We start from the raw sequence: 21595 nt of genomic DNA on the forward strand, positions 1-21595 counted from the left end.
AACTTTGATACTCTTTCATCTTGAAACTCCTTCTTTTGGTAGAGATAGAAGTTTCAAACCGACCGCCGTATAGGTCAAACCTTGAGGAGTCCCCCGGCAGAGCCGGGGGATTACCTTATTTATTTATCCGCCATTTTGAACACGCAGAAAATGAGATTTGTGCCCTTATCAGATACACAGTTTGAGTATTTGTGCGAAGTCTATGTAGCGGATAAATTTGCAAATCAGGAAGAATTAATCCAGGACTGGAAAGAATTAAGCAGCAAATTTCCTGACTCACATTTGCTGCTGACACTGGATGACCTCAGTCAGGCACAATACACCTCCATGCATAGCTCAGGTTCTCACGATCTCGACGAGACAGAAGGCTATGACTTGAGTACGCTTGATGCGGCATGCTTTGAAGATGGCGAGCATGTCGGCTACCTGAGCACGGCATCCGAGTTTTTTATCCGGTACGCAAATTTTTAAAACTTTGCAAAGAAACCTCGCTGGAACAGATTTTTCAAGAAAAAAACCTGCTACTGAATGATGAATCTCTGGCAGAACTGCTGCTGGCTCAAGAAAACTGGCTGTCCATCATTGACGATAGCATTTATGCGTTCAGGGCCATCGTCAATCAACCCGAAGATAGTCTGGCTGCCTTCCCTAACGGTTATTTTGATTCAGACCTGAATCCCTTTGAGAATCGTGCTTTATGCAAGCATCTCAGAGAAAATTACAACTACAGTCTGATGGGTATAGGCGCATCTTATCTGGCACTCATCCGGGAAGCAGCCTTGGATCCAGTTCAGATGAGCAGCCTGGCAGAATTACTGTTTAAACTATATGGTGAAAAAGCGGGTAGCTGGGTAGAAATGCTCAGTGAGCAGAGCAATCAATCTCTGCATGTCCTGGTTTTGAGATATGCGGAATAAACAGGTAATCAGACTTTATTAATATTTCCCAATCTGTCTCTATATTCGTTGATCAGCTCATTGGATTTCAATTCAGCTTTTTGCATGGACATCGATTCATGCAACCGCTTGATCGCATCATTACATGCGCTATTAAGCCCCAGCGCAAAACATACCTTTTCGCTGAACACTGCCTTTGTTGAATGCATCAATTCAGAAACCAGATGCGGTTCTTGTCTGGCAAATATTTTAATCATACGCTGCGCCAACTCACGAAGATTCTGGGCTAGCATACCGCAATTCTCTGGCAAGGCATCCGCCAGCGTACGAACAGCTTGTACCAGACCTCGCTCAGCCTCTGTCATCATTTCAAAATTACGCTTCTTTACATTACGGAGGTAAATGAAGAATGCGCCCCAGCAAGCGATGAACAGCGAAGCAAGTATGACATTCACCACGGTCGCAGGCGCAATAGTGATATGTATCCATGCCAGGGCAGAACTAATTAGCGACGACAAGCCCTTGATTTGCCAGAAAACAATCGCCAGTACGACAAGTGGCCCCAGGAGAAATATACTGGTGTAGGCAGAAATATGCCGAATGTCGCGGCTAGCCGACTCCACCAGAAGGCTCCCGCTAACACCCGGCATCTGATCAAATTCATACATAGTCCCGTTAAGAATTTGGCTAATTTCAACGTTAACATCAGAAAAAGATTGCTTCATGTTGTAATAGAGTGAGAATTCCAGCAAACAAATAACAGGTATAGCTTCAAACTATCCGCAAAGAATAATCCGTCGCCTTGATATCCTTGGTCAGGCTACCTATGGATATCCTGTCCACACCTGTCTCGGCTATGGCTCGCACTGATGAATGATCTATGCCGCCAGAGGCTTCCAGCAAGGCACGGCCTGCAGTGATAGCCACTGCTTCACGCATCATGCCGGTATTAAAATTATCGAGCAGGATGGAGGTGGCACCAGCGTCCAGTGCTGTCTTTAATTGCTCCAGGGTTTCGACTTCTATCTGTATGCTCACACCAGCATTCAAGTTCAGCGCATTTTGCATGGCTTCGGCCACGCCACCTGCGGCTGCGATATGATTTTCCTTGATAAGGATGCCGTCATACAGGGCCAGGCGCTGGTTCTTGCCACCGCCTACGCGCACCGCATATTTTTGCGCCAGACGCAGGCCGGGCAAAGTTTTGCGGGTATCGAGTATGGCCGCTTTTGTGCCAGCGATGATGGCGACATATTTGCTGGTGGCGGTTGCGACAGCAGACAGCAATTGCAGGAAGTTCAGCGCAGCACGCTCTGCTGTCAGTAAGGCCCGGGCTGGGGCCTTGATTTTGCAGACGATGGTGTTTGCCTTCATCTGTTCGCCTTCAGCGTATTGCCAATCCACGATGATAGTTGCATCCAGTGCCGTCATAACGGCGTCGAACCATGGCGCACCACATAGAACAGCATCTTCACGCACGATGACTTGTGCATGCACTACTTCATCTGCAGGCACCAGCAAGCCAGTCAGATCAGCAGCGCCGACATCTTCAGCCAGTGCATCGCTGATATTGCGTTCAAAAGCTTTTTGTAAATCTGCATCAAAAGGGAAATGTGTATTCTTTAAATTACCAGACATGTCCAGATAACCTCAATGTAATTGGATAGGGCTTGTGCTTAAGGTCGTAACAGGTTCTCAGGCCGGGCCTATGCCGGAGAACAGTTTGGCTTCTTTCGCCAGATCACTGGATGGACGCACGTTGGCTTTTTTGGCCGCAGCAAAATCCAGCATGCGGTCTATGCAAACCTTGGCTTTTTGCCCAACTGCCGGATCAACCTGGATTTCATTATTGCCGTTCTCCAGCACCTGCAGCAGATTGCGCAAGCCATTCATGGCCATCCATGGGCAATGTGCACAACTCTTGCAAGTCGCGCTATTACCAGCGGTTGGAGCAACGATGAAACGTTTGGTAGGCGCTGCCATCTGCATTTTGTGCAGGATGCCATTGTCGGTGGCGACGATGAATTCATCTGCATCCAGGGTTTGTGCTGCATGAATCATTTGCGAAGTCGAGCCAACCACATCAGCCAGTGCTACCACAGCAGCCGGAGATTCAGGGTGAACCAGCACTTTGGCATTGGGGTGCTCAGCCTTGAGCACGTCCAGCTCTATGCCCTTGAATTCATCGTGTACCAGGCAGGAACCCTGCCATAGCAACATGTCTGCACCTGTCTGCTTCTGGATATAACCACCGAGATGTTTATCGGGTGCCCAGAGTATTTTTTTGCCTTGTGCATGCAAGTGAGCAACGATGTCCAAACCTATGCTGGATGTCACCATCCAGTCAGCTCTTGCCTTGACGGCTGCACTGGTATTGGCATACACGACGACAGTACGGTCAGGATGTGCATCGCAAAACGCCGCAAACTCATCTGCCGGGCAACCCAGATCCAGCGAGCAGGTTGCATCCAGATCAGGCATTAAAATGGTTTTTTCTGGGCTGAGTATTTTTGCGGTCTCGCCCATGAACTTGACGCCGGCGACAACCAGGGTTTTAGCGGGGTGGTCACGGCCAAAGCGTGCCATTTCCAGCGAGTCAGAAACACAGCCACCGGTTTCCTCTGCCAGGTCTTGCAGTTCTGCATCGACATAATAATGCGCGACCAGTACAGCCTGCTTTTCTTTCAAGAGCTGGCGTATTCTGGCTTTGAGTTCCAGTTTTTCTATTGCTGAAGGCGCATCCGGGATGCGCGCCCAGGCATTGGCGGTACAGCTACTGCCCACATCCATCTGTGGGAGTTCAAATTCGACAACTTTGGTTTCCATATAGCCCTACATATCTGGAGTGCACAGAGTACATGCGGGCATGCACTCTGATGACAAGAAATATTGGCAGGCTTGGGATTGCCAGATTTGCATCCAGCGCCCCTTTAGCCTGCATCCACTACTGCATTTCAAGCCATAGTATACGCTGTTACCAGATATTTACCCGCGTCGCTGTTGGGCGCAGGGGCGAACGATCTCCCTTGCACTGGAAAGCATCAGAAAATTCCGACATATTTGCCAACGGCGCAATGACACGATATTTGTCTGGTGAGTGAGGATCAGTTGCCAGTTTCATACGCAACATTTCATCACGGATAAGGCTGCGGAAGCTTTGCGCATTGGCGACAAAGAAGCGTTGATCAACCGTCAAGCCATCAATTTCCCTGGCCTGGGGCTTGCGCTCCAGCGATTTGTGCAAAGCCTGCAGGGCAATCTTCATACCGCCAAGATCGGCAATATTTTCACCGGCAGTCAACTTGCCATTAATGTGCAATTTGTCGATAGGATTAAACTCATCAAATTGCTTTTCAATGGCTTTGACACGAACCAGGAATTTTTTCTCATCGTCCTTGGTCCACCAGCTTTTCAGGTTACCCTGAGCATCATATTGGCGTCCTTCATCATCAAAGGCATGCGTCAGTTCATGGCCTATCGTTGCACCGGTATTGCCATAGTTGGCGGCAGAGTCAGCATTCACATGATATAGAGGCGGTTGCAGTATGCCTGCCGGGAACACCATTTCATTCATGGTCTGGGCGTAGTAAGCATTGACGGTCTGTGGAGTCATACTCCACTCATTGCGGTCTATGGGCTTGCCCAGCTTGGCCAGATTGCGCTTGAATTCAAATTCGGCAGCGCGCGCCATATTCGCTGCATACGGGCCAGTATCGATTTGCAGGCTGCTGTAATCACGCCATACATCGGGGTAACCTATTTTTACGAGAATAGTGTCGAGCTTTTTATAGGCTTGCTGTTTGGTCGTGTCTGACATCCATTCCAGCTTGCCTATGCTTTCACGCATGGCCAGCTTGATATTGTCGACCATTTCCAATACACCAGCCTTGGCTTCAGGACCAAAGAATTTGGAGACATACAGCTCACCCATGGCTTCACCTGCCATGTTATCGATAGAGCCCAGCACTCGCTTCCAGCGTGGTTGCAATTCCTTGGTGCCTGCCAGCGTCTTGCCATAGAAATCAAAGTTGGCATTGACAAAGGTTGAGCTCAAATCCTTCGCACGTGCATTCGCCAATTGCCAGCGCAAATAAATCTTCCATTGATCAAGACTGATGGAATTAACCATGCGCCCTGCTTCCGCAATAAATTTGGGATGGGCAAGATTGAATTGTCCTGGCTGCGCCAGGCCCAGTTCATTGAAATAGGTGGACCAGGCAGTTTTTTTATCTGTTTTTTGCAAGGCATTCAAGTCAGACAAATGGTAGCTGGCTTGCGGGTCGCGCAGCTCGACCTTGGTCAATGATGCTTTGGCCAGGCGAGTTTCCAGTGTCATCACAACAGCAGCGTTTTTCTTTGCCTGATATGGAGCATCACCGAGCAAGCTAAAAATCTGGGTCACGTAGACCACATACTTGTCACGGATATCTTTGGTCTTGGCATCTGTCTTCAGGTAATAATCACGGTCAGGCAAACCCAGGCCACCCTGCATGATTTGCGGGATATAACGCGTAGTATTTTTAGCGTCCTGATCGACTGCAAAACCAAACAAGGGAGAAACACCTTGTTTATGCAATCCGGCAATCACAGCCAATAATTGCTGGCTATCCTTGATGCCATTGATTTGTGCAAACTGTGGTTCCAGCGGTTTAATACCTTCTTTTTCTATCTGCGCTTCATTCATGCCACTGGCATAAAAAGCGCCGACCAGTTGTGCTGCCTTGCTCTTGCCATCCCCCTTTGCTGCGGTCTCGGCAATGAGTTTCAATGCTGCCAAATTTCGCTCCGTCACTTCATCATAGGCGCTGTAACGCGCGCGGTCGGAAGGAATGGGATTGGCTTTCAGCCATTCGCCATTTGAATACTGGAAGAAATCTGTGCAGGGATCAGCCTTTTTATCCATGGTCATGGATTCCAGCACGAGTTGGTTTGATGTCGCTGTCTGAGCAAATACTGCATTACCCATACATGCCACGCCAACCAGACTCGCCAGCACACTGCGTTTGAAGATATTTTTTGTTCTCATTTTTTTGTCCCTGTCTCTTAATTTTTACGGCATTACTTGCACGGCTATACCTGAATACTGTCCTGGTGAACGATAAACCCTTTGCGTCGCTTTCTGGAAATCTTCGGGATTAGCCTTGGGAATATCCATGAATTTTTGCGGATTCAAATCCACCAGCGGGAACCAGCTACTTTGCACCTGTACCATGATGCGATGACCACGGCGGAAGGTGTGCTGGATATCCGGCATGTTATAGCTGATGGCCGCCACTTTGCCAGGTACAAAAGGCTCAGGTTTTTCAAAGCTGTTGCGGAACTTGCCGCGCAAAGGCTCTCCCCTGACCAGTTGCTGATAACCGGCCATGGCGACGGATGGTGGCGGCACGTCATTCGCACGTTCGCGCACTACCTGCTTATCCGGATAAGCCGATGGATAGACATCAATCAGTTTGACGACCCAATCTGCATCCGTGCCAGAGGTTGACACAAACAATTTGGGATTGACTGGCCCGACGATAGTCACGTCTTCTTCCAGAGGTTCGGTCTGATAGACCAGCACATCTGGCCGCGTGGAAGCAAAGCGCTGGTCAGAGACCACATATTCACGCGGCGCACCAGTGGCGACGTAAGAGATAAACGGCACGGGCTTATTGGGGTCGCTGACATATTCGTCAAAGGTATTGAATTCTGTCTGTGGTTCTTTCCAGCTCAGGCTACCATCCTTGCCAAAATACAGGGTACGTTTTTGTGCCTGTTGCGGTGGCCAGCTTGGGTATTCACGCCAGACATTGGTACCGGTTTCAAATACGGTCACTTCCGGCAAAGCCTTGCCAGTGGCGCCCTTCAAATGCTGTTCAAAGAAAGGGAAAACGATATTCTTGCGGTAATAGTCGCCCGTTTTGACATCGAAACTCACATTTCCCAATGACTTACCCTCGGCACCGGCCCAGCCGCCATGCGACCATGGCCCCATGACCAGGCCATTGTAATAACCCTTGTTATTATTTTTGATGCTGTGATATGTCGTGAATGGACCTTGCGGATCTTCTGCGTCATACCAGCCACCAACAGTCAGCACGGCTGCCTTGATGTTTTTCAGGTGAGCAGCGATATTGCGGCTTTTCCAGAAATCATCATAGGTAGTGTGTTCTATTGTCGGCATCAGTAATTCACGCTGCTTGTCTGACAGTTGGGCAGTAATGTTTTTCAGGGTTTTATACTTGAGAAAATATTGATAGCCATCCGGGGTACCAAAATCAAACTCTTCCCAGCGTTTGGGCAAGGTCGTGGGATTTTTTTCTACCGTAAAATTGGAAAAGAACCCAAAGTTAGCCGCCAGCATGAAGGCACCGCCATGATAGGAATCGTCCCCCATGAACAAATCAGTGACTGGCGCCTGTGGTGAAGCGGCCTTGATCGCCGGATGTGAGTCTATGATACTGGCTGAGGCATAAAAACCAGGATAGGAAATACCCCAGATACCGACCTTGCCGTTATTGCCCTTGACGTTTTTCAACAGCCACTCAACGGTGTCATGCATGTCCTGGCTCTCGACACCCTCGCCGGCCCGCCTGCCGGCCTTGATATGCGGCGTCATTTCTTGCCAGACGCCTTCAGACATATAACGGCCACGCACGTCTTGCTTGACGAAGATATAGCCACTTTGGTCAAATTCTTTGGAGGGTCCTAGGGACTGCGGGTAGAAATCCACGCCATAGTGTGACTGCCCGCCCTCATAGACGCCGCTACCATAGGGTGAACGTGTCATCAGGAAGGGATAAGACTTGCTGCTATCTTTGGGAACATACACCACGGTAAAAAGCCGTGTACCATCACGCATGGGAATCTGGTATTCATATTTGGTGTATTGTTCGCGTATGCCCGGTTTGGCTGCTTCAGGAGCATCGGCCATGACGGCTTCGGCAGCATACACTGGCAGATTGGCCATCAAGGCAAGAGCGCACAAGGCTGCACATTTTTTAATCACGAATTTCATAATTCCCCTTAAGATAACGCGCTATTGTTTTATTTATTCTGGTTAACATGCTTGCAAACCAGGTCTGGCGTAGTGAATCGCCGCGAATCATAAAGAGTAAATTTTTCTCAATAAGTTTCCAGATTTCGACCTAAACTGACAAACAGGCATCAAACAGGCATCAAACAAATATTTTATTGCGGAAATACCATGAAATCACTCAGAATATTTGCTGTCACCCTGGCTCTGCTGACACTCTCAGGCTCAGTATGGGCTCGCCCTGGCGGCCATCATATTCATCCCAGGGTAAGCGTAGGCATTTCCATTCCGCCGCTATATTTCAATTATGGCAACCGGCATAGTTATGTGTCTGCCTATTATCCTTACGATTATTCCTGGCGCTATTACCCCAGCGTGGTCGTCGCCCCTGCTGTTACCTATGTGACACCTGTCGTCAGCACCGGCAATGTGGTTTATACGGACAATTACCCTACATATACGACCTATACTCAAAGCTATGTTGATGACCGTAATATCATCAGCCAGCCCAATCCTGCCCCGCAATCTACGGCAGGCAAGGATTGGCTGTATTGCCATCAGCCTGACGGTTTTTACCCGGCGATCAAGTCTTGTCCCGGTGGCTGGGAACGTGTCCCGGCACAAGCCAGATAAGCGCGGCCAGGCCAGACACAAAAAGGGTGCAATTAATGAAATAATTGCACCCTTTTTTGCAAGCTTCAGTTTTCAGTTTCTACGGCAGTCTTTTATTTTGCCAATACAGACCGTATTGTAGCCGCCAGTTCTTCAGCCACGAATTTGGCAACATAGGCGTCGGCACCCACGGTCTTGATATGGTCTTCATTGGTTGCACCTGACAAGGATGAATGAATCACCACCGGCAAGAACTTGAAGCGGTCATCATTCTTGATTTTACGTGTCAGTGTGAAACCATCCATTTCCGGCATTTCCAGGTCAGTCAGCACCATTGATACCTTGTCGCGCACGCCCTTGCCTTCGGCCTGGGCTGCGGTGGCAAGGGATTGTAATTTCTCCCAGGCTTCCTTGCCAGTCTTGGTCATAATGAACTGGGCACCCATAGCTGTCAGTGCCTGCTCGATCAAACCGCGGGCAACGGCTGAATCATCGGCTGCAAGAATGGCAGAGCCAGGTATCATCTGCAGCTTGGCACCTATGGTATCTGGATCTACATCCTTGGTATCAGACGGCGTAATCTGGCGCAAGATTTGCTCCACGTCCAGCACCTGGGCCAGGCGGGTGTCCTCTGTGTCACCATCGAGGCGGGCAATACTGGTGACCATGCCACCTGCCGCACTGTTTTCAGCCGACAAGACCTGATTCCAGTCCAGCCGTACGATCTCTTCGACCGATTCAACCGCAAAACCCTGAGTGGTGCGCGCATACTCAGTGACCAGCATGATGTTCAGGCCAGTTTTAGGCTTGAGCCCGACCACCGAAGGCAGGTCGATGACAGGAATAATCTGACCACGCAAATTGACCACACCCAGCATGTGGGGCATCGCGCCCGCCATACCAGTAATCGTCGGCATGGCGACTATCTCTCGTACCTTGAAAACATTAATGCCAAACAATTCTGACCTGTCACTATTGCCATCTGTCCCCAGACGGAACAGCAGCAATTCAAACTTGTTGGACGCTGTCAGATTGGTACGTTCATCGACTTCTTGCTGTACGGAACTCATGTCTGTTTTCCTCATCGTGATGGAACAGGGAATGCACCATTATCCTACTGTTTTACTGCAACGCAATTACTTTATAACACGGTAGCAAGGGGTATAAGCCTTACCAGGCAATTTCATGCGGTTTTGTGCAACAAAAGATGCCAGCAAGGTATCCATTGATGCCATTATTTCACTATCGCCGCGAATTTCAAAATGTCCGTGTTTTTCTATCGCACGGATGCCCCGGTTTTTGACATTGCCAGCCACCACACCTGAAAAAGCTCGACGCAGATTTGCCGCGAGCAGATGCGTATCCTGATTCTTGTGTAAAGCCAGGTTGCGCATGTTTTCATGCGTGGGTTCAAACGGCTTCTGGAACTCTGCATCTATCTTCAACAACCAGTTGAAATAATACGCATCGCCCTTGGCCTTGCGGAACTCACGCACTTCCTTAATACCCGCCTGCACTTCCTGTGCCACGCGCACAGGGTCATTGACGATGATCTTGTAGTTCTGCTGAGCGTCAGGGCCCAGTGTTGCAGCAATGAACTGATCTATCTGACGGAAATAATCTGCCGCACTTTCCGGCCCTGTAAAGATCAGGGGGAAAGGCAATTCAGCATTATCAGGATGCAGCAAGATACCCAGCAAATACAAAATTTCTTCTGCCGTGCCTGCACCACCAGGGAACACGATGACGGCATGGCCCATGCGCACAAAAGCCTCAAGGCGTTTTTCTATATCCGGCAAGATCACCAGGTCGTTGACGATGGGATTCGGCGCTTCGGCAGCGATAATGCCCGGTTCGGTAATGCCCAGGTAACGGCCTGTGGTAATCCTTTGTTTGGCATGACCTATGGTGGCACCCTTCATCGGGCCTTTCATGGCGCCTGGGCCACAGCCTGTACAGATATCCATGCCGCGCAAACCCAGCTGATACCCTACATGCTTGGTGTAGTCATATTCTTCGCTGGAAATCGAATGCCCGCCCCAGCACACCACCATATTTGGATTGACCTGTGGCTTGAGCAAATTGGCATTGCGCATGACGTGGAAAACAGCATCACTGATACCTTCTGTGGTCGTCAGATCAAACTTGCGGTCATCTTCGATGGCGGCCTTGATGAACAGAATGTCGCGCAAGACGGCAAACAAGTGTTCCTGTATGCCTTTGATCATGACGCCATCCACAAAGGCACTAGCTGGTGCGCCCTTGACATCTAGCTTGATGCCGCGTTCGCGCTGGATGATGCTGATGTCAAAGCTCTTGTAACGCTCCAGCAATTCCTTGCCATCGTCGAGACCACTGCCGCAATTCAAGACCGCCAGTGCGCAACTGCGGAACACCTGGTACAAACCGCCATGACTATTGTCGAGCAATTGCACGACCTCGGCCTTGGACAAAACTTCCATACGGCCGCCTGGCGATATTTGCGTGTCGATAACTTCGAATTCCATAACTGCTTTTTCACTCCTGAAAATAATTTGCGGCTGCTACCTGCAAGGCAGCATCAGCGTGCTTCTCTATGCTTCCATTATGCATGCAATTTATTGCGCGGGTTGTATCAGCAGCACTATTTGCCACATTTGTATTGTGAAGAATGGCAAATTGCACTGTCGCCGGGCCGTCAATTTAAGACCGATATAAAAATATTTCTATAAATGATTGTATATAGCGCCTTCGCCATGTACAATTCGCCTCCTTCAGACGCGGGGTGGAGCAGTCTGGCAGCTCGTCGGGCTCATAACCCGAAGGTCGTAGGTTCAAATCCTGCCCCCGCAACCAAGTTTCTTTGTTCTGGTGCATTCGCACAAATTTACCGGGCACTATATTTCTTCTGGCAAGCAGTTGCCAGGGGCGGTTTATTTTGCTTTTTCGCTTAAGCTTTACCAGGCATCGCCACACATCAACATTGATCAAGCTCAACTGATGAAAGACAATAAAGATCACGCTACCCTGGAATTACCCGGCTTTGGCGAACCAGCATTTTTATTGCCAGAAACCAGAAAACCAGTACCTGCCCCACGTCAGCGCGGCAAAAAGCAAGAGCAGCTTGAACTTTTGGAAGTGCTGGGCCCAACTGACCGCACCGGTCTGCCAGCCTGGGTACACGATGACAACACAGACCTGACTGGCTTGCCGGTCTGGCGCTGAGCGCAAATGAACGCAACTGAGCACACAAAAACACAAATCAAACCCGCACCAGGGCTTTAATAACCGGCCACTGCCTGCGTGAAATTGGCAAACGTTCCGCGCAACCGCTGACAATGATTTGCCAGGATTCAGATACTTTTTCCTGATTATTGTCAGCATCAACTACTTGCACTGCGCGCTCTACGCCATTAATGGCGCTACGTGCGACCAGCGCATTCCTGTGCACCCTGACCAGCAAGTCTCCCAGCTCTACCTCTATCGAAGTCAGTGATTCTTCCAGCAGATATTCACGTTGCGCTGTATGCAGGGTCACGTATTTTTGTTCTGCCTTCAAGAACAGCACCTCGGCTACCGGCACCAATAATATCCGCCCTCTTTCCAGTACTGAAAAATGCTTGCGCCTGGGGCCGCTGGTGTCCGTTGCCATGGTTTCAGGCAGGCGGCGCGCGCCCTTCATTTTTTCACTGGCACGCACCAGCGCATCCACCAGACGGCTGGCCCGCACCGGCTTCATCAGGTAATCAAGTGCATGCACCTCAAAAGCCTTGACGGCAAATTCATCATAGGCAGTCACAAAAATAATCGCTGGCGAGCGCAGGCTGGCCTGGTGTTGCGCCAGATGCTGGGCCAGTTCTATGCCATTCATGCCCGGCATCTGGACATCCAGCAAAACAATATCAGGTTGCAGATTGCTGATTTTTTCCAGTGCCAACATGGCATTCTCAGCCTCTCCAACCACCGTCACCGGGCATTCTGCCTCTATGTCTGACAATAGCGTCAACAGCCTTTGTCTTGCGGGTGCCTCATCATCAACAATCAGTATTCTTGGTGTCATCATCTCTTAGCCGGGAATTGCAACTTAACTTCAAAGTACGCATCTACTACGCCGTATTGAATTTGCGCTTCGATATCATAAAGCAAACTTAGTCGCTGCCGTATGTTTTCCAGTGCCATCTGATTACCGGAAACCATATTTGCCTCTGCGTGATAGGGATTGCGAATGCGAATTTCCACCTTGTCCAGCAGACGTCTTATCTCTACTGTGACAGTCGCTTGCTGCACCGATGGTTCAACGCCGTAATGAACTGCATTTTCAAGCAGGGGCTGCAATAACAATGAAGGAATTTCTATCTCGGCCAGCTCTTGGGGGGAAATTTTTTCTTTATCCCAGGTCACCTGCATACGTTCACCCAGGCGTATTTTTTCTATCGCCAGATATTGCTCACACAAGCGTATTTCATCCTGCAAACTGGTGACATCGCGGGTATCGCGCATTAATACCCTGAACAGGTCTGAGAGATCTTCCAGCACCATTTCTGCGCGACGCGGCTCAGTGCGTATCAGCGACAAGGCAGTATTCAAGCTGTTGAACAAGAAATGTGGACGTATCCTGGCTTGCAAGGCCTGCAGTTTGGCCTCACCCAGTGCAGGTGAAAAAGCCCGGGTACGCAATTCAAAATATTGTTGATATGCCAGTGCCAGCAAACCAGTTGCGACCACAACAAACAGGGGATTTAGCTTGGGAAAACTGGCCATTATCCAGTCTTGCATACGTAAATAAATCATCAGCAAGGCAGCGATTGCCGTTGGCAACATGCAACACAATACGCGCTGGAACCAGCCAGACATGTAATAACGCGCAGAAAATCTGCGTAAATTACACAGGATCAGCAAGGAAAGCAGGCATATCGTCTCAATCAATGCCGCACTTTCCAGAAAATTTTGCAACACGACACGCCACTCATCCCCCCTCGACCATAAAGCCAATAAGGTGATCAGATTCACACTGATCAGGATGCGCGAAAACACACCCAAATTACAACAATCCGGAATGAGCTGCTCACTTGCGCTGTTTTTCTTATCATTGGCCATTTTTAATTATCTTTAAACTCTTGGGGCAATTTCACTCCCGGTTTCAGGCAGTCATCAGCATTTCTGCCAGCATATTAAGTACTTAATTAGTCCAGTCCGGCTAGTCCTTTGGTATTTCCAAGGGTAATCAGGCACAAAATCTGGGATAATCAAGGGAAATTCTCTCGCAAATGCAGCCAATATGGCAACAATTCACTATGACATCACAATTCAATAAAAAAAGCGAGGCATGGTCTGCCCGTTTCTCTGAACCTGTTTCCGATCTGGTCAAACGCTACACTGCCTCCGTCTTCTTTGACAACCGCATGGCTGCCTTTGATATTGAAGGTTCGCTGGCACATGCTGAAATGCTGCAGGCTCAAAACATCATCACAGCCCAGGACTATGCGGATATTCAACGCGGCATGGCACAGATCAAGTCCGAAATCGACAGTGGCAAGTTTGAATGGCTGCTGGACCTGGAGGATGTGCACCTGAATATAGAAAAACGCCTGACTGAACTGGTCGGTGATGCCGGCAAACGCCTGCACACTGGCCGTTCACGCAATGACCAGGTTGCCACCGATATCCGCCTGTACATGCGCAGCGCCATAGACAATATCCTCGGACTCTTGCAAGATTTCCGCCTGGCGCTACTTGATCTGGCAGAAAAAAATGCTGACACCATATTGCCAGGTTTCACGCATATGCAAGTGGCCCAGCCTATCACTTTTGGTCACCACATACTTGCTTATGTAGAAATGTTTGGCCGCGATGCAGAGCGCATGCAAGACTGCCGCAGGCGTGTGAATCGCCTACCGCTGGGCGCTGCTGCGCTGGCTGGCACAACCTTCCCTATCGACCGTGAACGCGTTGCCAAAACCCTGGGCTTTGATGAAGTTTGCTATAACTCGCTGGATGCCGTGTCTGACCGCGATTTCGCCATCGAATTCTGTGCTGCTGCTGCGCTGGTGATGACACATATCTCGCGTATGTCAGAAGAACTGGTAATCTGGATGAGCCCACGCATAGGCTTCATCGATATCGCTGACCGCTTTTGCACAGGCTCTTCCATCATGCCGCAAAAGAAAAACCCTGACGTACCAGAACTGGCACGTGGCAAGACTGGCCGTGTGAATGGTCACCTGATCGCCCTGCTGACCCTGATGAAAGGCCAGCCACTGGCTTACAACAAGGATAATCAGGAAGATAAAGAACCCTTGTTTGATACGGTAGATACCGTTATCGATACCCTGCGTATTTTTGCTGACATGGCCGGCGGCATCACCGTCAAGCCAGAAGCCATGCGCGCCGCTGCCTTGCAAGGTTATGCAACAGCAACCGATCTGGCAGATTACCTGGTCAAAAAAGGCCTGCCTTTCCGTGATGCCCACGAAGCAGTGGCGCTGGCGGTACGCACTTGTGTAGAAAAAGGCTGCGACCTCAGCGATATGTCACTGGAAGAATTGCGCGCTTTTTCCAGCCTCATCAATGAAGACGTATTCCATGTGCTGACACTGGAAGGCTCAGTTGCCGCCCGCGACCACATAGGCGGCACCGCACCAAACCAGGTTAAAGCAGCGATTGCCCGTTTGCGCCTGAAACTGCAATAACAACAGTCTTTAACTGCATCTTCACAACTTGCCAGCCCACCTGCAAATGCAGGTGCTGGCATGTTTTCCATTGGTCAGCACTATATTTCCAGACCTGAAAATCACAGACTTCAGTAGTACTACTTAAGTAATCAATATTGCATCGCAGCATGGCGTTTTATTGCTGCTGAGGTTGCGAGCCCATACAATCCTCCGTGACAATCAATATCTAATAAATTTTGTTGGCCGCTTTGATAGCAATGCGCATGGATCAGATATATTTAATTCATGTTGCGGACCACAAAAACCAAAATGTACTTTTCAGGAGAACACAATGTCATACCGTCTTAAATTGTTAGCTGCTGCCACCTTCCTGGCCTATTCCACACTGAGCCAGGCTGCCGATATCAAAATCGGTGTTGCCGAAGCACTGACCGGCCCAGCCGCAAAATATGGCGTAGCGATCAAAAACGGCTTCACGCTGGCTGCCGATCAGATCAATGCCAAGGGTGGTGTGAACGGCAACAAAATACAATTGGTTGCTGAAGATGAGCAAGGTAAAAAAGAAGAAGCCATCAATGTCTTCAAGAAATTGTTGTTCCAGGAAAAAGTATTGATGATTTTTGGCCCTACCCTGTCGAACTCAGCCTTTGCCGCTGATCCGATTGCCAATGCCACCAAGACGGTCGTATTTGGCACCAGCAATACCGCTGATGGCATCACCAATATGGGGCCATTCACCTTCCGCAATTCCGTCATGGAAGCCGACGTATTGCCTGTGACTACGCGCGCAGCGGTTAAGCAATTCAATATCAAGAAAGTCGCCATCCTGTACGGCAACGATGATGCGTTTACCAAGAGCGGCTACGATGTTTTCAAAAGCGCACTGGCTGAACAAAAAATCCCCGTCACCGATACAGAAACCTATGCCAAAGGCGACGTGGATTTCAAGGCCCAACTGACCAAGATCAAGGCATCCAATCCAGACGCCATCGTTTGCTCCTGCCTGGCTGAAGAAGCGGCAAATATCATCCTGCAAACCCGCTCGCTGGGCATGAAGCAGCCATTCGTCGGTGGCAATGGTTTCAATTCACCAAAACTGTTTGAAATCGCCAAAGACGCTGCCGACAATACCTTGATGGGCAGCCCATGGTCTGCTGAAAACCCATCCGCTGCCAACAAGAGCTTCATGGCTGACTACAAGGCAAAATTTGGTTCCGACCCTGACCAGTTTGCTGCACAGGCATTTGATGCCATGCACATCGTTGCAGAAGCTTTGAAAAAAGTCAGCCTGAGTGGCAATCTGGAAAAAGACCGCCTGGCATTGCGCGATGCATTGCCAGCTGTGAAGATTGAAGGCGCCACTGGCAAATTTGCATTCCGCCGTGCGGCCCCAAAAGATGGCAAGGAAGCTGGCTATGACGCCCAGCAAGATGCGATCGTCAATATTGCCAAAGGTGGCAAATTTGTATTGTTGAAATAAATGTATAGCTGCCTCACGCCCCCACTAAGCTGGTGGCTGGGGCAGATGTTTTATGACTTCTCTTGCTGGGATAATTTTCATCCCATCTACATATGCTGATGGCCGGCCTGCATCTGCACATGAAACGAAGCAATCCTCATCATCTGGATATCCATGCTGGCACAACAACTCATTAACGCCCTGACCCTGGGCAGCGTCTATGCGCTTTTCGCCCTGGGGTTCACGCTGGTGTTCGGCGTCCTTGGCGTCATCAATTTATCGCACGGCGCCATCTTCATGCTGGGCAGTTACATGGCCTTGCTGCTGGTCAGCTCATTCCAGATGTCTTTATGGATGGCGATGTTGCTGTCCATGCTGGCTTGCGGATTGCTGGGCGTGGTCGTCGATTTCCTGGTCTTGCGCCCTTTGCGTCAGCGCAATGCACCGCATCTGGCACCGATGATAGCCACCATAGGCGTGGCCATCATGATTACCAATATATCCCAGGGGATTTTTGGTGCAGAAAACAAACGCTTCCCGTTTGGCACCATCCCGGAAGAAAGCTTCAGCCTTGGCAATCTGCACCTGACGGCGGTACAACTCGCGATTGTCGTGATTGCCTTTATCCTCATGCTGGTGCTACTACAAGTCATGCGTCGCACGCAAATTGGCCGTGCCTTGCGGGCGATTGCAGAATCTCCCAAAGCCGCATACCTGCTCGGCATCAATGTTGAGGGCCTGTTTTTCCTGACTTCATTTGCCGCAGCCGCTCTGGGCGGCGCAGCGGGTGTACTGGTCGGCCTGTCATTCAATGCGATTTCCCCTTTCATGGGGCAACCGATGCTGCATAAGGGCATTGCCGTGATTATCCTGGGTGGCATGGGCGATATACGCGGTGCCATGATAGGTGGCTTGTTCTTGGGTTTTGCTGAAGTGATGAGTGTCGCTTATATATCGAGTGATTTCCGCGATGCGGTGGCTTTTGGCTTGCTGTTTATTATCTTGCTGGTACGCCCTTCCGGCATGTTCGGCAGAGTACTGGAAAGAAAGGCGTAAGAATATGCTTGAATGGTGGGATAGTTTTTGGGCTATTTATAGCACAGTCATTTTTGGCATAGGCATCAATGCCATGCTGGCTCTTTCGATTTACCTGACTTTGTCTTGCGGCTTGCTGTCACTGGCCAATGCGGCATTCATGGGCATAGGTGCCTATACCGCTTCCATGATCAGTATGCAGACAGCATTGCCGTTCCCGCTGGCCTTGCTGGCCGGTGCGATCATGCCAGCAATTGTCGCGCTGATCATAGGCATACCAACGTTGCGTCTGTCTGGCGTCTACCTGGCTATGGCAACACTGGGCTTTGGTGAAGTGGTACGTGTCATCGTTTTGAATATGGAAATTACCGGCGGCCCCATGGGCCTGAATGGCATCCCGCAAAAAACCGAATGGTGGCATATCGTGCTTTTGTTGGCAGCGATACTGTTCATCCTTGCGAGGATGAGGCGTTCCAAGACAGGCCGCGCCTTTGAAGCGATCAAGGAAGACGAGATTGCAGCCCGCCTCATGGGTGTCAATGTCGGTGGCTACAAATTGCTGGCCTTTGTCATGGGTGCATCCATCGCAGGCATTGCCGGTGGTTTGAATGCGCACTATACCTTTACGATAGGGCCAGGCAATTATGCATTTGAAAATGCAGTAGACATCCTGACCATGGCCGTGTTTGGTGGCACCAGCAACCTGATTGGCCCCCTGATAGGCAGCAGCAGTCTGAGCCTGTTGCCAGAATTCATGCACTCCCTCAAAGACTTCCGTCTGGCAGCCAATGGCCTGATACTGATACTGGTCATCCTGTATTTACCCAAAGGTATCTGGGACCCGGCAAGAATCAGAAACTTTCGCAAAAAGTTAACATCGTCAAGCTCCGGAAAGGTTAGCTAAATGCTGGAATTACGTTCTGTCAGTAAAAATTTTGGCGGCCTGCGGGTATTGCAGGATGTCAGCTTTACCATGCCGCAAGGCAGTATCTATGGATTGATTGGCCCCAATGGCGCCGGCAAAACTACCATCGTCAATCTGATTACCGGCCTGTTGCGCCCCAGCAGTGGCGAGTTGCGCTTCAATAACCATGACCTGACTACGGTCGCCAGCCACAAGATCACGCAACTGGGCGTTGCCCGCACATTCCAGAACATCCGTATTTTCAAGGAAATGAGCCTGCTGGAAAACGTCGTGGTAGGTATGCATGATCATCTCGACTATGGCGTAGCAAGCATGCTGTTCAATCTAGGTGCCTATAAAGACGCAGAAAGAAAAGCCAAAGAACGTGCGCATGAATTATTGTCATGGGTGAGGCTGGACCATAAAGCACATATGCTGGCCGACAATCTGTCATACGGTGAGCAACGCAAACTGGAATTTGCCCGCGCCCTTGCCACACAGCCCAAACTGCTGTTACTGGATGAACCGGTCGCTGGCATGAACCCGGCAGAAAAAACTGAACTGATGGCAGAAATCGTCAATATACGTAACCGCGGTTTTTCGATTTTCATGATAGAACACGACATGCGCTTTGTGATGGAATTATGCGACCGCATAGCCGTACTCAATTTCGGCAAAATTATTGCAGAAGGCACACCTGAGGAAGTGCGTAACAACCCGGATGTGATTGAAGCTTACCTCGGCAAGGAGGACGCAGAATGACTCAAATCTTGCGCGTCCAGGACTTGCATGTCATGTATGGTCATATCGCAGCCGTCAAAGGTATCAGCCTGGCCATCAATACTGGGGAAATTACCGCCCTTGTTGGCGCCAATGGTGCAGGGAAAAGCACAACCCTGCTGGCGATTTCTGGCTTGCTGAAATCAGCGGCTGGCAAAATTTTTCTGGAAGATGAAGAAATCAGCCAGACATCGCCCCACCATATCGTGCAAAAAGGTGTGGTCCAGGTCGCCGAAGGCCGTGCGATATTGACCACGCTCACCGTCAGGGAAAATCTGGAGCTCGGTGCCTATACCCGCAAGGACAAGACACAGATAGGACAGGACATGGAATGGGTATATACCCTCTTCCCTGTATTAAAAAACCGTGCAACTGGCCTGGCGGGTAATTTGTCGGGTGGTGAGCAGCAAATGCTGGCCATAGGCCGTGCTTTGATGGCAAAGCCAAAAGTGCTGCTGCTGGATGAACCTTCCATGGGGCTGGCACCGCTGGTGGTGCAGGAGATTTTCCGCATCCTCAAAGAAATCAATGCAACCGGCCTCAGCATCCTGCTAGTAGAGCAGAACGTCAGGCAGGCGCTGAAAATCGCCAAGCATGGCTATGTGCTGGAAAATGGCAATATCGTTCTCAGCGACACTGGTGCCAATCTGCTCAGCAATCCCAAGGTGATAGAAGCTTACCTGGGCGCATAAGAAAAAAGACCATCGTACTGATGGTCTTTTTCTATACTGTTAATTACTAGTGCAACAATCTCAGTACCGATTAGCTACCGGCAATCGTCATGCTTTCTATGAGGATGGAACCGGTTTCTTTAGTGCCACGCACCAAGCTGTCATTACCAATAGCTACAATTTGCTGGAACATCTCACGCATATTGCCAGCAATGGTGATTTCTTCCACAGCGTACTGGATCACGCCATTCTCTACCCAGTAGCCAGATGCACCGCGTGAGTAATCACCCGTCACATAATTGACGCCCTGCCCCATCAACTCAGTCACCAGCAAGCCAGTGCCCATTTTTTTAAGCATACCCGCAAAATTGTCTGCGCGCTTGGTCGAACTGGATGTCAATGACAGATTGTGCGAACCACCGGCATTACCTGTCGTCTTCATGCCCAGTTTGCGGGCAGAATAAGTGGAGAGGAAATAGCCTTGCAAGACGCCGTCAGTAACAACATTACGCTTTTGGGTCTTTACACCCTCGTCATCAAATGGTGAAGAACCAACAGCACCGATGACATGCGGGTCTTCTACCACTTGTATGTGGGACGGGAAAATCTGCGTGCCCAACGAATCAAGCAAGAAAGTCGATTTACGGTACAGGGCACCACCAGAGGTAGCCTGCACCAGCGCACCCAGCAAACCGGCAGCCAGAGGTGCTTCAAACAAGACCGGGCATTTACGTGTGTCCAGCTGGCGCGCATTCAACTTGGCCAAGGCACGCTCGGCGGCATAACGACCTATCGCCTCTGGATTTGCCAGTTTTTTTGCACTACGCTGAGAAGAATACCAGTCATCCCTTTGCATTTTCGATCCGCGGCCCGCAATCGGTGCAACAGAAATGGTATGGCGGGAAATTGGGTAACCACCCATGAAACCACGCGAATTGGCAGCCACGAAATGCGATTGCTGGGCATGCACACTGGCACCCTCGCTATTGGTAATGCGCTTATCTACCGCAAAAGCAGCCGCCTCAGTGCGTTTTGCCAACTCTATGGCTTCTTCAGCAGTGACCAGCCATGGATAGCACAGCTTCAGATCACGTGGTGCCATTTCCAGCAAATCTGCCTCTGGCAAACCGGCGCAGTCATCTTCTGCTGTAAAACGGGCAATATTGTAGGCCGCATCAACTGAATCACGCAGGGCTTGCTCTGAAAAATCAGAGGTACTGGCATTACCACGGCGTTGACCGATATACACCGTAATGCCTATGCCCTTGTCACGGTTTTGCTCTATGGTCTCAACTTTGCCCTTGCGCACGCTGATCGACAGGCCGCCACCTTCACTGATCTCCACTGCAGCATCCGATGCCCCTTTTTCACGGGCGAAACGCAACATATCCTGCGCGATTTGCTTTAACTGGTCTTGGGTATGGGTAAAAACTGGTTTGCTCATGGATGGGATTCTATGTTTGTCAATGCTAAATGACCAAATGGCCAAAGGGAAATATCCTAATTATTTACCTTGATTCACACCACATATGGGTCACTTATGGGTCAATTATGGGTCAATCGCAGCTTG

20 protein-coding genes and 1 tRNA gene are annotated in these 21595 nt (G+C 49.9%); 11 read left to right on the forward strand and 10 right to left on the reverse strand.

The window, feature by feature from the left end:
- The first annotated feature begins 150 nt into the window (after positions 1–150).
- Both ACO0LL_RS17085 and ACO0LL_RS17090 read left to right on the forward strand, forming a co-directional pair.
- Positions 151–471 carry a hypothetical protein gene (locus ACO0LL_RS17085; RefSeq protein WP_422952050.1) on the forward strand — a complete coding sequence of 107 codons (321 nt, stop codon included), beginning with the start codon at positions 151–153 and terminating at the stop codon, positions 469–471.
- A 308-nt stretch (positions 472–779) separates the two neighbouring features.
- Positions 780–917, forward strand: coding sequence for a hypothetical protein (locus tag ACO0LL_RS17090; RefSeq protein ID WP_422952051.1), 138 nt, complete (start codon positions 780–782; stop codon positions 915–917).
- An 8-nt stretch (positions 918–925) separates the two neighbouring features.
- On the opposite strand, the gene ACO0LL_RS17095 is transcribed toward ACO0LL_RS17090, so the two are convergent.
- The 5 genes from ACO0LL_RS17095 to ACO0LL_RS17115 all read right to left on the reverse strand — a co-directional run bounded on the left by ACO0LL_RS17095 (position 926) and on the right by ACO0LL_RS17115 (position 7896).
- Positions 926–1621, reverse strand: a complete 696-nt coding sequence (locus ACO0LL_RS17095; protein WP_422952052.1) for a hypothetical protein — start codon at positions 1619–1621, stop codon at positions 926–928.
- A gap of 46 nt (positions 1622–1667) precedes the next feature.
- A complete protein-coding gene (nadC, locus tag ACO0LL_RS17100; protein WP_422952053.1) occupies positions 1668–2534 on the reverse strand; it encodes a carboxylating nicotinate-nucleotide diphosphorylase in 867 nt (288 codons plus the stop codon).
- A gap of 57 nt (positions 2535–2591) precedes the next feature.
- Positions 2592–3722: a quinolinate synthase NadA gene (gene nadA / locus ACO0LL_RS17105; RefSeq protein ID WP_422952054.1), complete on the reverse strand. Its 1131-nt coding sequence runs from the start codon at positions 3720–3722 to the stop codon at positions 2592–2594.
- Between the two features lie 148 nt (positions 3723–3870).
- On the reverse strand, positions 3871–5922 hold the full coding sequence (locus tag ACO0LL_RS17110) for a M13 family metallopeptidase (protein ID WP_422952055.1): 2052 nt from the start codon (positions 5920–5922) through the stop codon (positions 3871–3873).
- A 24-nt stretch (positions 5923–5946) separates the two neighbouring features.
- Positions 5947–7896 carry a CocE/NonD family hydrolase gene (locus tag ACO0LL_RS17115; protein ID WP_422952056.1) on the reverse strand — a complete coding sequence of 650 codons (1950 nt, stop codon included), beginning with the start codon at positions 7894–7896 and terminating at the stop codon, positions 5947–5949.
- A gap of 189 nt (positions 7897–8085) precedes the next feature.
- Between ACO0LL_RS17115 and ACO0LL_RS17120 the strand changes: the two genes are divergently transcribed.
- Positions 8086–8547 (forward strand): hypothetical protein, encoded by a 462-nt coding sequence (locus ACO0LL_RS17120; RefSeq protein WP_422952057.1) that lies wholly within the window; start codon positions 8086–8088, stop codon positions 8545–8547.
- Positions 8548–8639: 92 nt separating this feature from the next.
- Here the strand turns inward: ACO0LL_RS17120 and ACO0LL_RS17125 are convergent, their stop codons facing one another.
- On the reverse strand, positions 8640–9596 hold the full coding sequence (locus ACO0LL_RS17125; RefSeq protein WP_422952058.1) for a chemotaxis protein: 957 nt from the start codon (positions 9594–9596) through the stop codon (positions 8640–8642).
- A gap of 66 nt (positions 9597–9662) precedes the next feature.
- A complete protein-coding gene (gene ppnN / locus ACO0LL_RS17130) occupies positions 9663–11033 on the reverse strand; it encodes a nucleotide 5'-monophosphate nucleosidase PpnN (RefSeq protein WP_422952059.1) in 1371 nt (456 codons plus the stop codon).
- Positions 11034–11284: 251 nt separating this feature from the next.
- On the opposite strand from ppnN, the gene ACO0LL_RS17135 reads away from it, so the two are divergent.
- Together ACO0LL_RS17135 and ACO0LL_RS17140 are read left to right on the forward strand one after the other, a co-directional pair.
- Positions 11285–11361, forward strand: a tRNA-Met gene (locus ACO0LL_RS17135).
- A gap of 144 nt (positions 11362–11505) precedes the next feature.
- On the forward strand, positions 11506–11730 hold the full coding sequence (locus ACO0LL_RS17140) for a hypothetical protein (protein ID WP_422952060.1): 225 nt from the start codon (positions 11506–11508) through the stop codon (positions 11728–11730).
- 37 nt (positions 11731–11767) lie between these two features.
- On the opposite strand, the gene ACO0LL_RS17145 is transcribed toward ACO0LL_RS17140, so the two are convergent.
- A complete protein-coding gene (locus ACO0LL_RS17145) occupies positions 11768–12568 on the reverse strand; it encodes a LytR/AlgR family response regulator transcription factor (protein WP_422952061.1) in 801 nt (266 codons plus the stop codon).
- A complete protein-coding gene (locus tag ACO0LL_RS17150) occupies positions 12565–13602 on the reverse strand; it encodes a sensor histidine kinase (protein WP_422952062.1) in 1038 nt (345 codons plus the stop codon). The genes ACO0LL_RS17145 and ACO0LL_RS17150 overlap by 4 nt, the downstream gene beginning before the upstream one ends.
- Before the next feature lie 197 nt (positions 13603–13799).
- On the opposite strand from ACO0LL_RS17150, the gene argH reads away from it, so the two are divergent.
- The 6 genes from argH to ACO0LL_RS17180 all read left to right on the forward strand — a co-directional run bounded on the left by argH (position 13800) and on the right by ACO0LL_RS17180 (position 20046).
- Positions 13800–15194 carry an argininosuccinate lyase gene (gene argH / locus ACO0LL_RS17155; protein ID WP_422952063.1) on the forward strand — a complete coding sequence of 465 codons (1395 nt, stop codon included), beginning with the start codon at positions 13800–13802 and terminating at the stop codon, positions 15192–15194.
- A 313-nt stretch (positions 15195–15507) separates the two neighbouring features.
- A complete protein-coding gene (locus tag ACO0LL_RS17160) occupies positions 15508–16656 on the forward strand; it encodes an ABC transporter substrate-binding protein (RefSeq protein WP_422952064.1) in 1149 nt (382 codons plus the stop codon).
- Positions 16657–16809: 153 nt separating this feature from the next.
- A complete protein-coding gene (locus ACO0LL_RS17165; protein ID WP_422952065.1) occupies positions 16810–17691 on the forward strand; it encodes a branched-chain amino acid ABC transporter permease in 882 nt (293 codons plus the stop codon).
- A 4-nt stretch (positions 17692–17695) separates the two neighbouring features.
- On the forward strand, positions 17696–18574 hold the full coding sequence (locus ACO0LL_RS17170) for a branched-chain amino acid ABC transporter permease (protein WP_422952066.1): 879 nt from the start codon (positions 17696–17698) through the stop codon (positions 18572–18574).
- On the forward strand, positions 18575–19336 hold the full coding sequence (locus ACO0LL_RS17175; protein ID WP_422952067.1) for an ABC transporter ATP-binding protein: 762 nt from the start codon (positions 18575–18577) through the stop codon (positions 19334–19336). It abuts the gene before it with no gap.
- On the forward strand, positions 19333–20046 hold the full coding sequence (locus tag ACO0LL_RS17180; RefSeq protein ID WP_422952068.1) for an ABC transporter ATP-binding protein: 714 nt from the start codon (positions 19333–19335) through the stop codon (positions 20044–20046). Before ACO0LL_RS17175 ends, ACO0LL_RS17180 begins: the two co-directional genes overlap by 4 nt.
- A gap of 70 nt (positions 20047–20116) precedes the next feature.
- Here ACO0LL_RS17180 and pmbA read toward each other — a convergent pair whose 3' ends face one another.
- Entirely contained in the window at positions 20117–21469 is a 1353-nt protein-coding gene (gene pmbA / locus ACO0LL_RS17185; RefSeq protein WP_422952069.1) for a metalloprotease PmbA, read from the reverse strand.
- Positions 21470–21595 lie beyond the last annotated feature (126 nt).

It is taken from the genome of Undibacterium sp. TC4M20W, from assembly GCF_049340245.1.
Classification (GTDB): domain Bacteria; phylum Pseudomonadota; class Gammaproteobacteria; order Burkholderiales; family Burkholderiaceae_D; genus Undibacterium.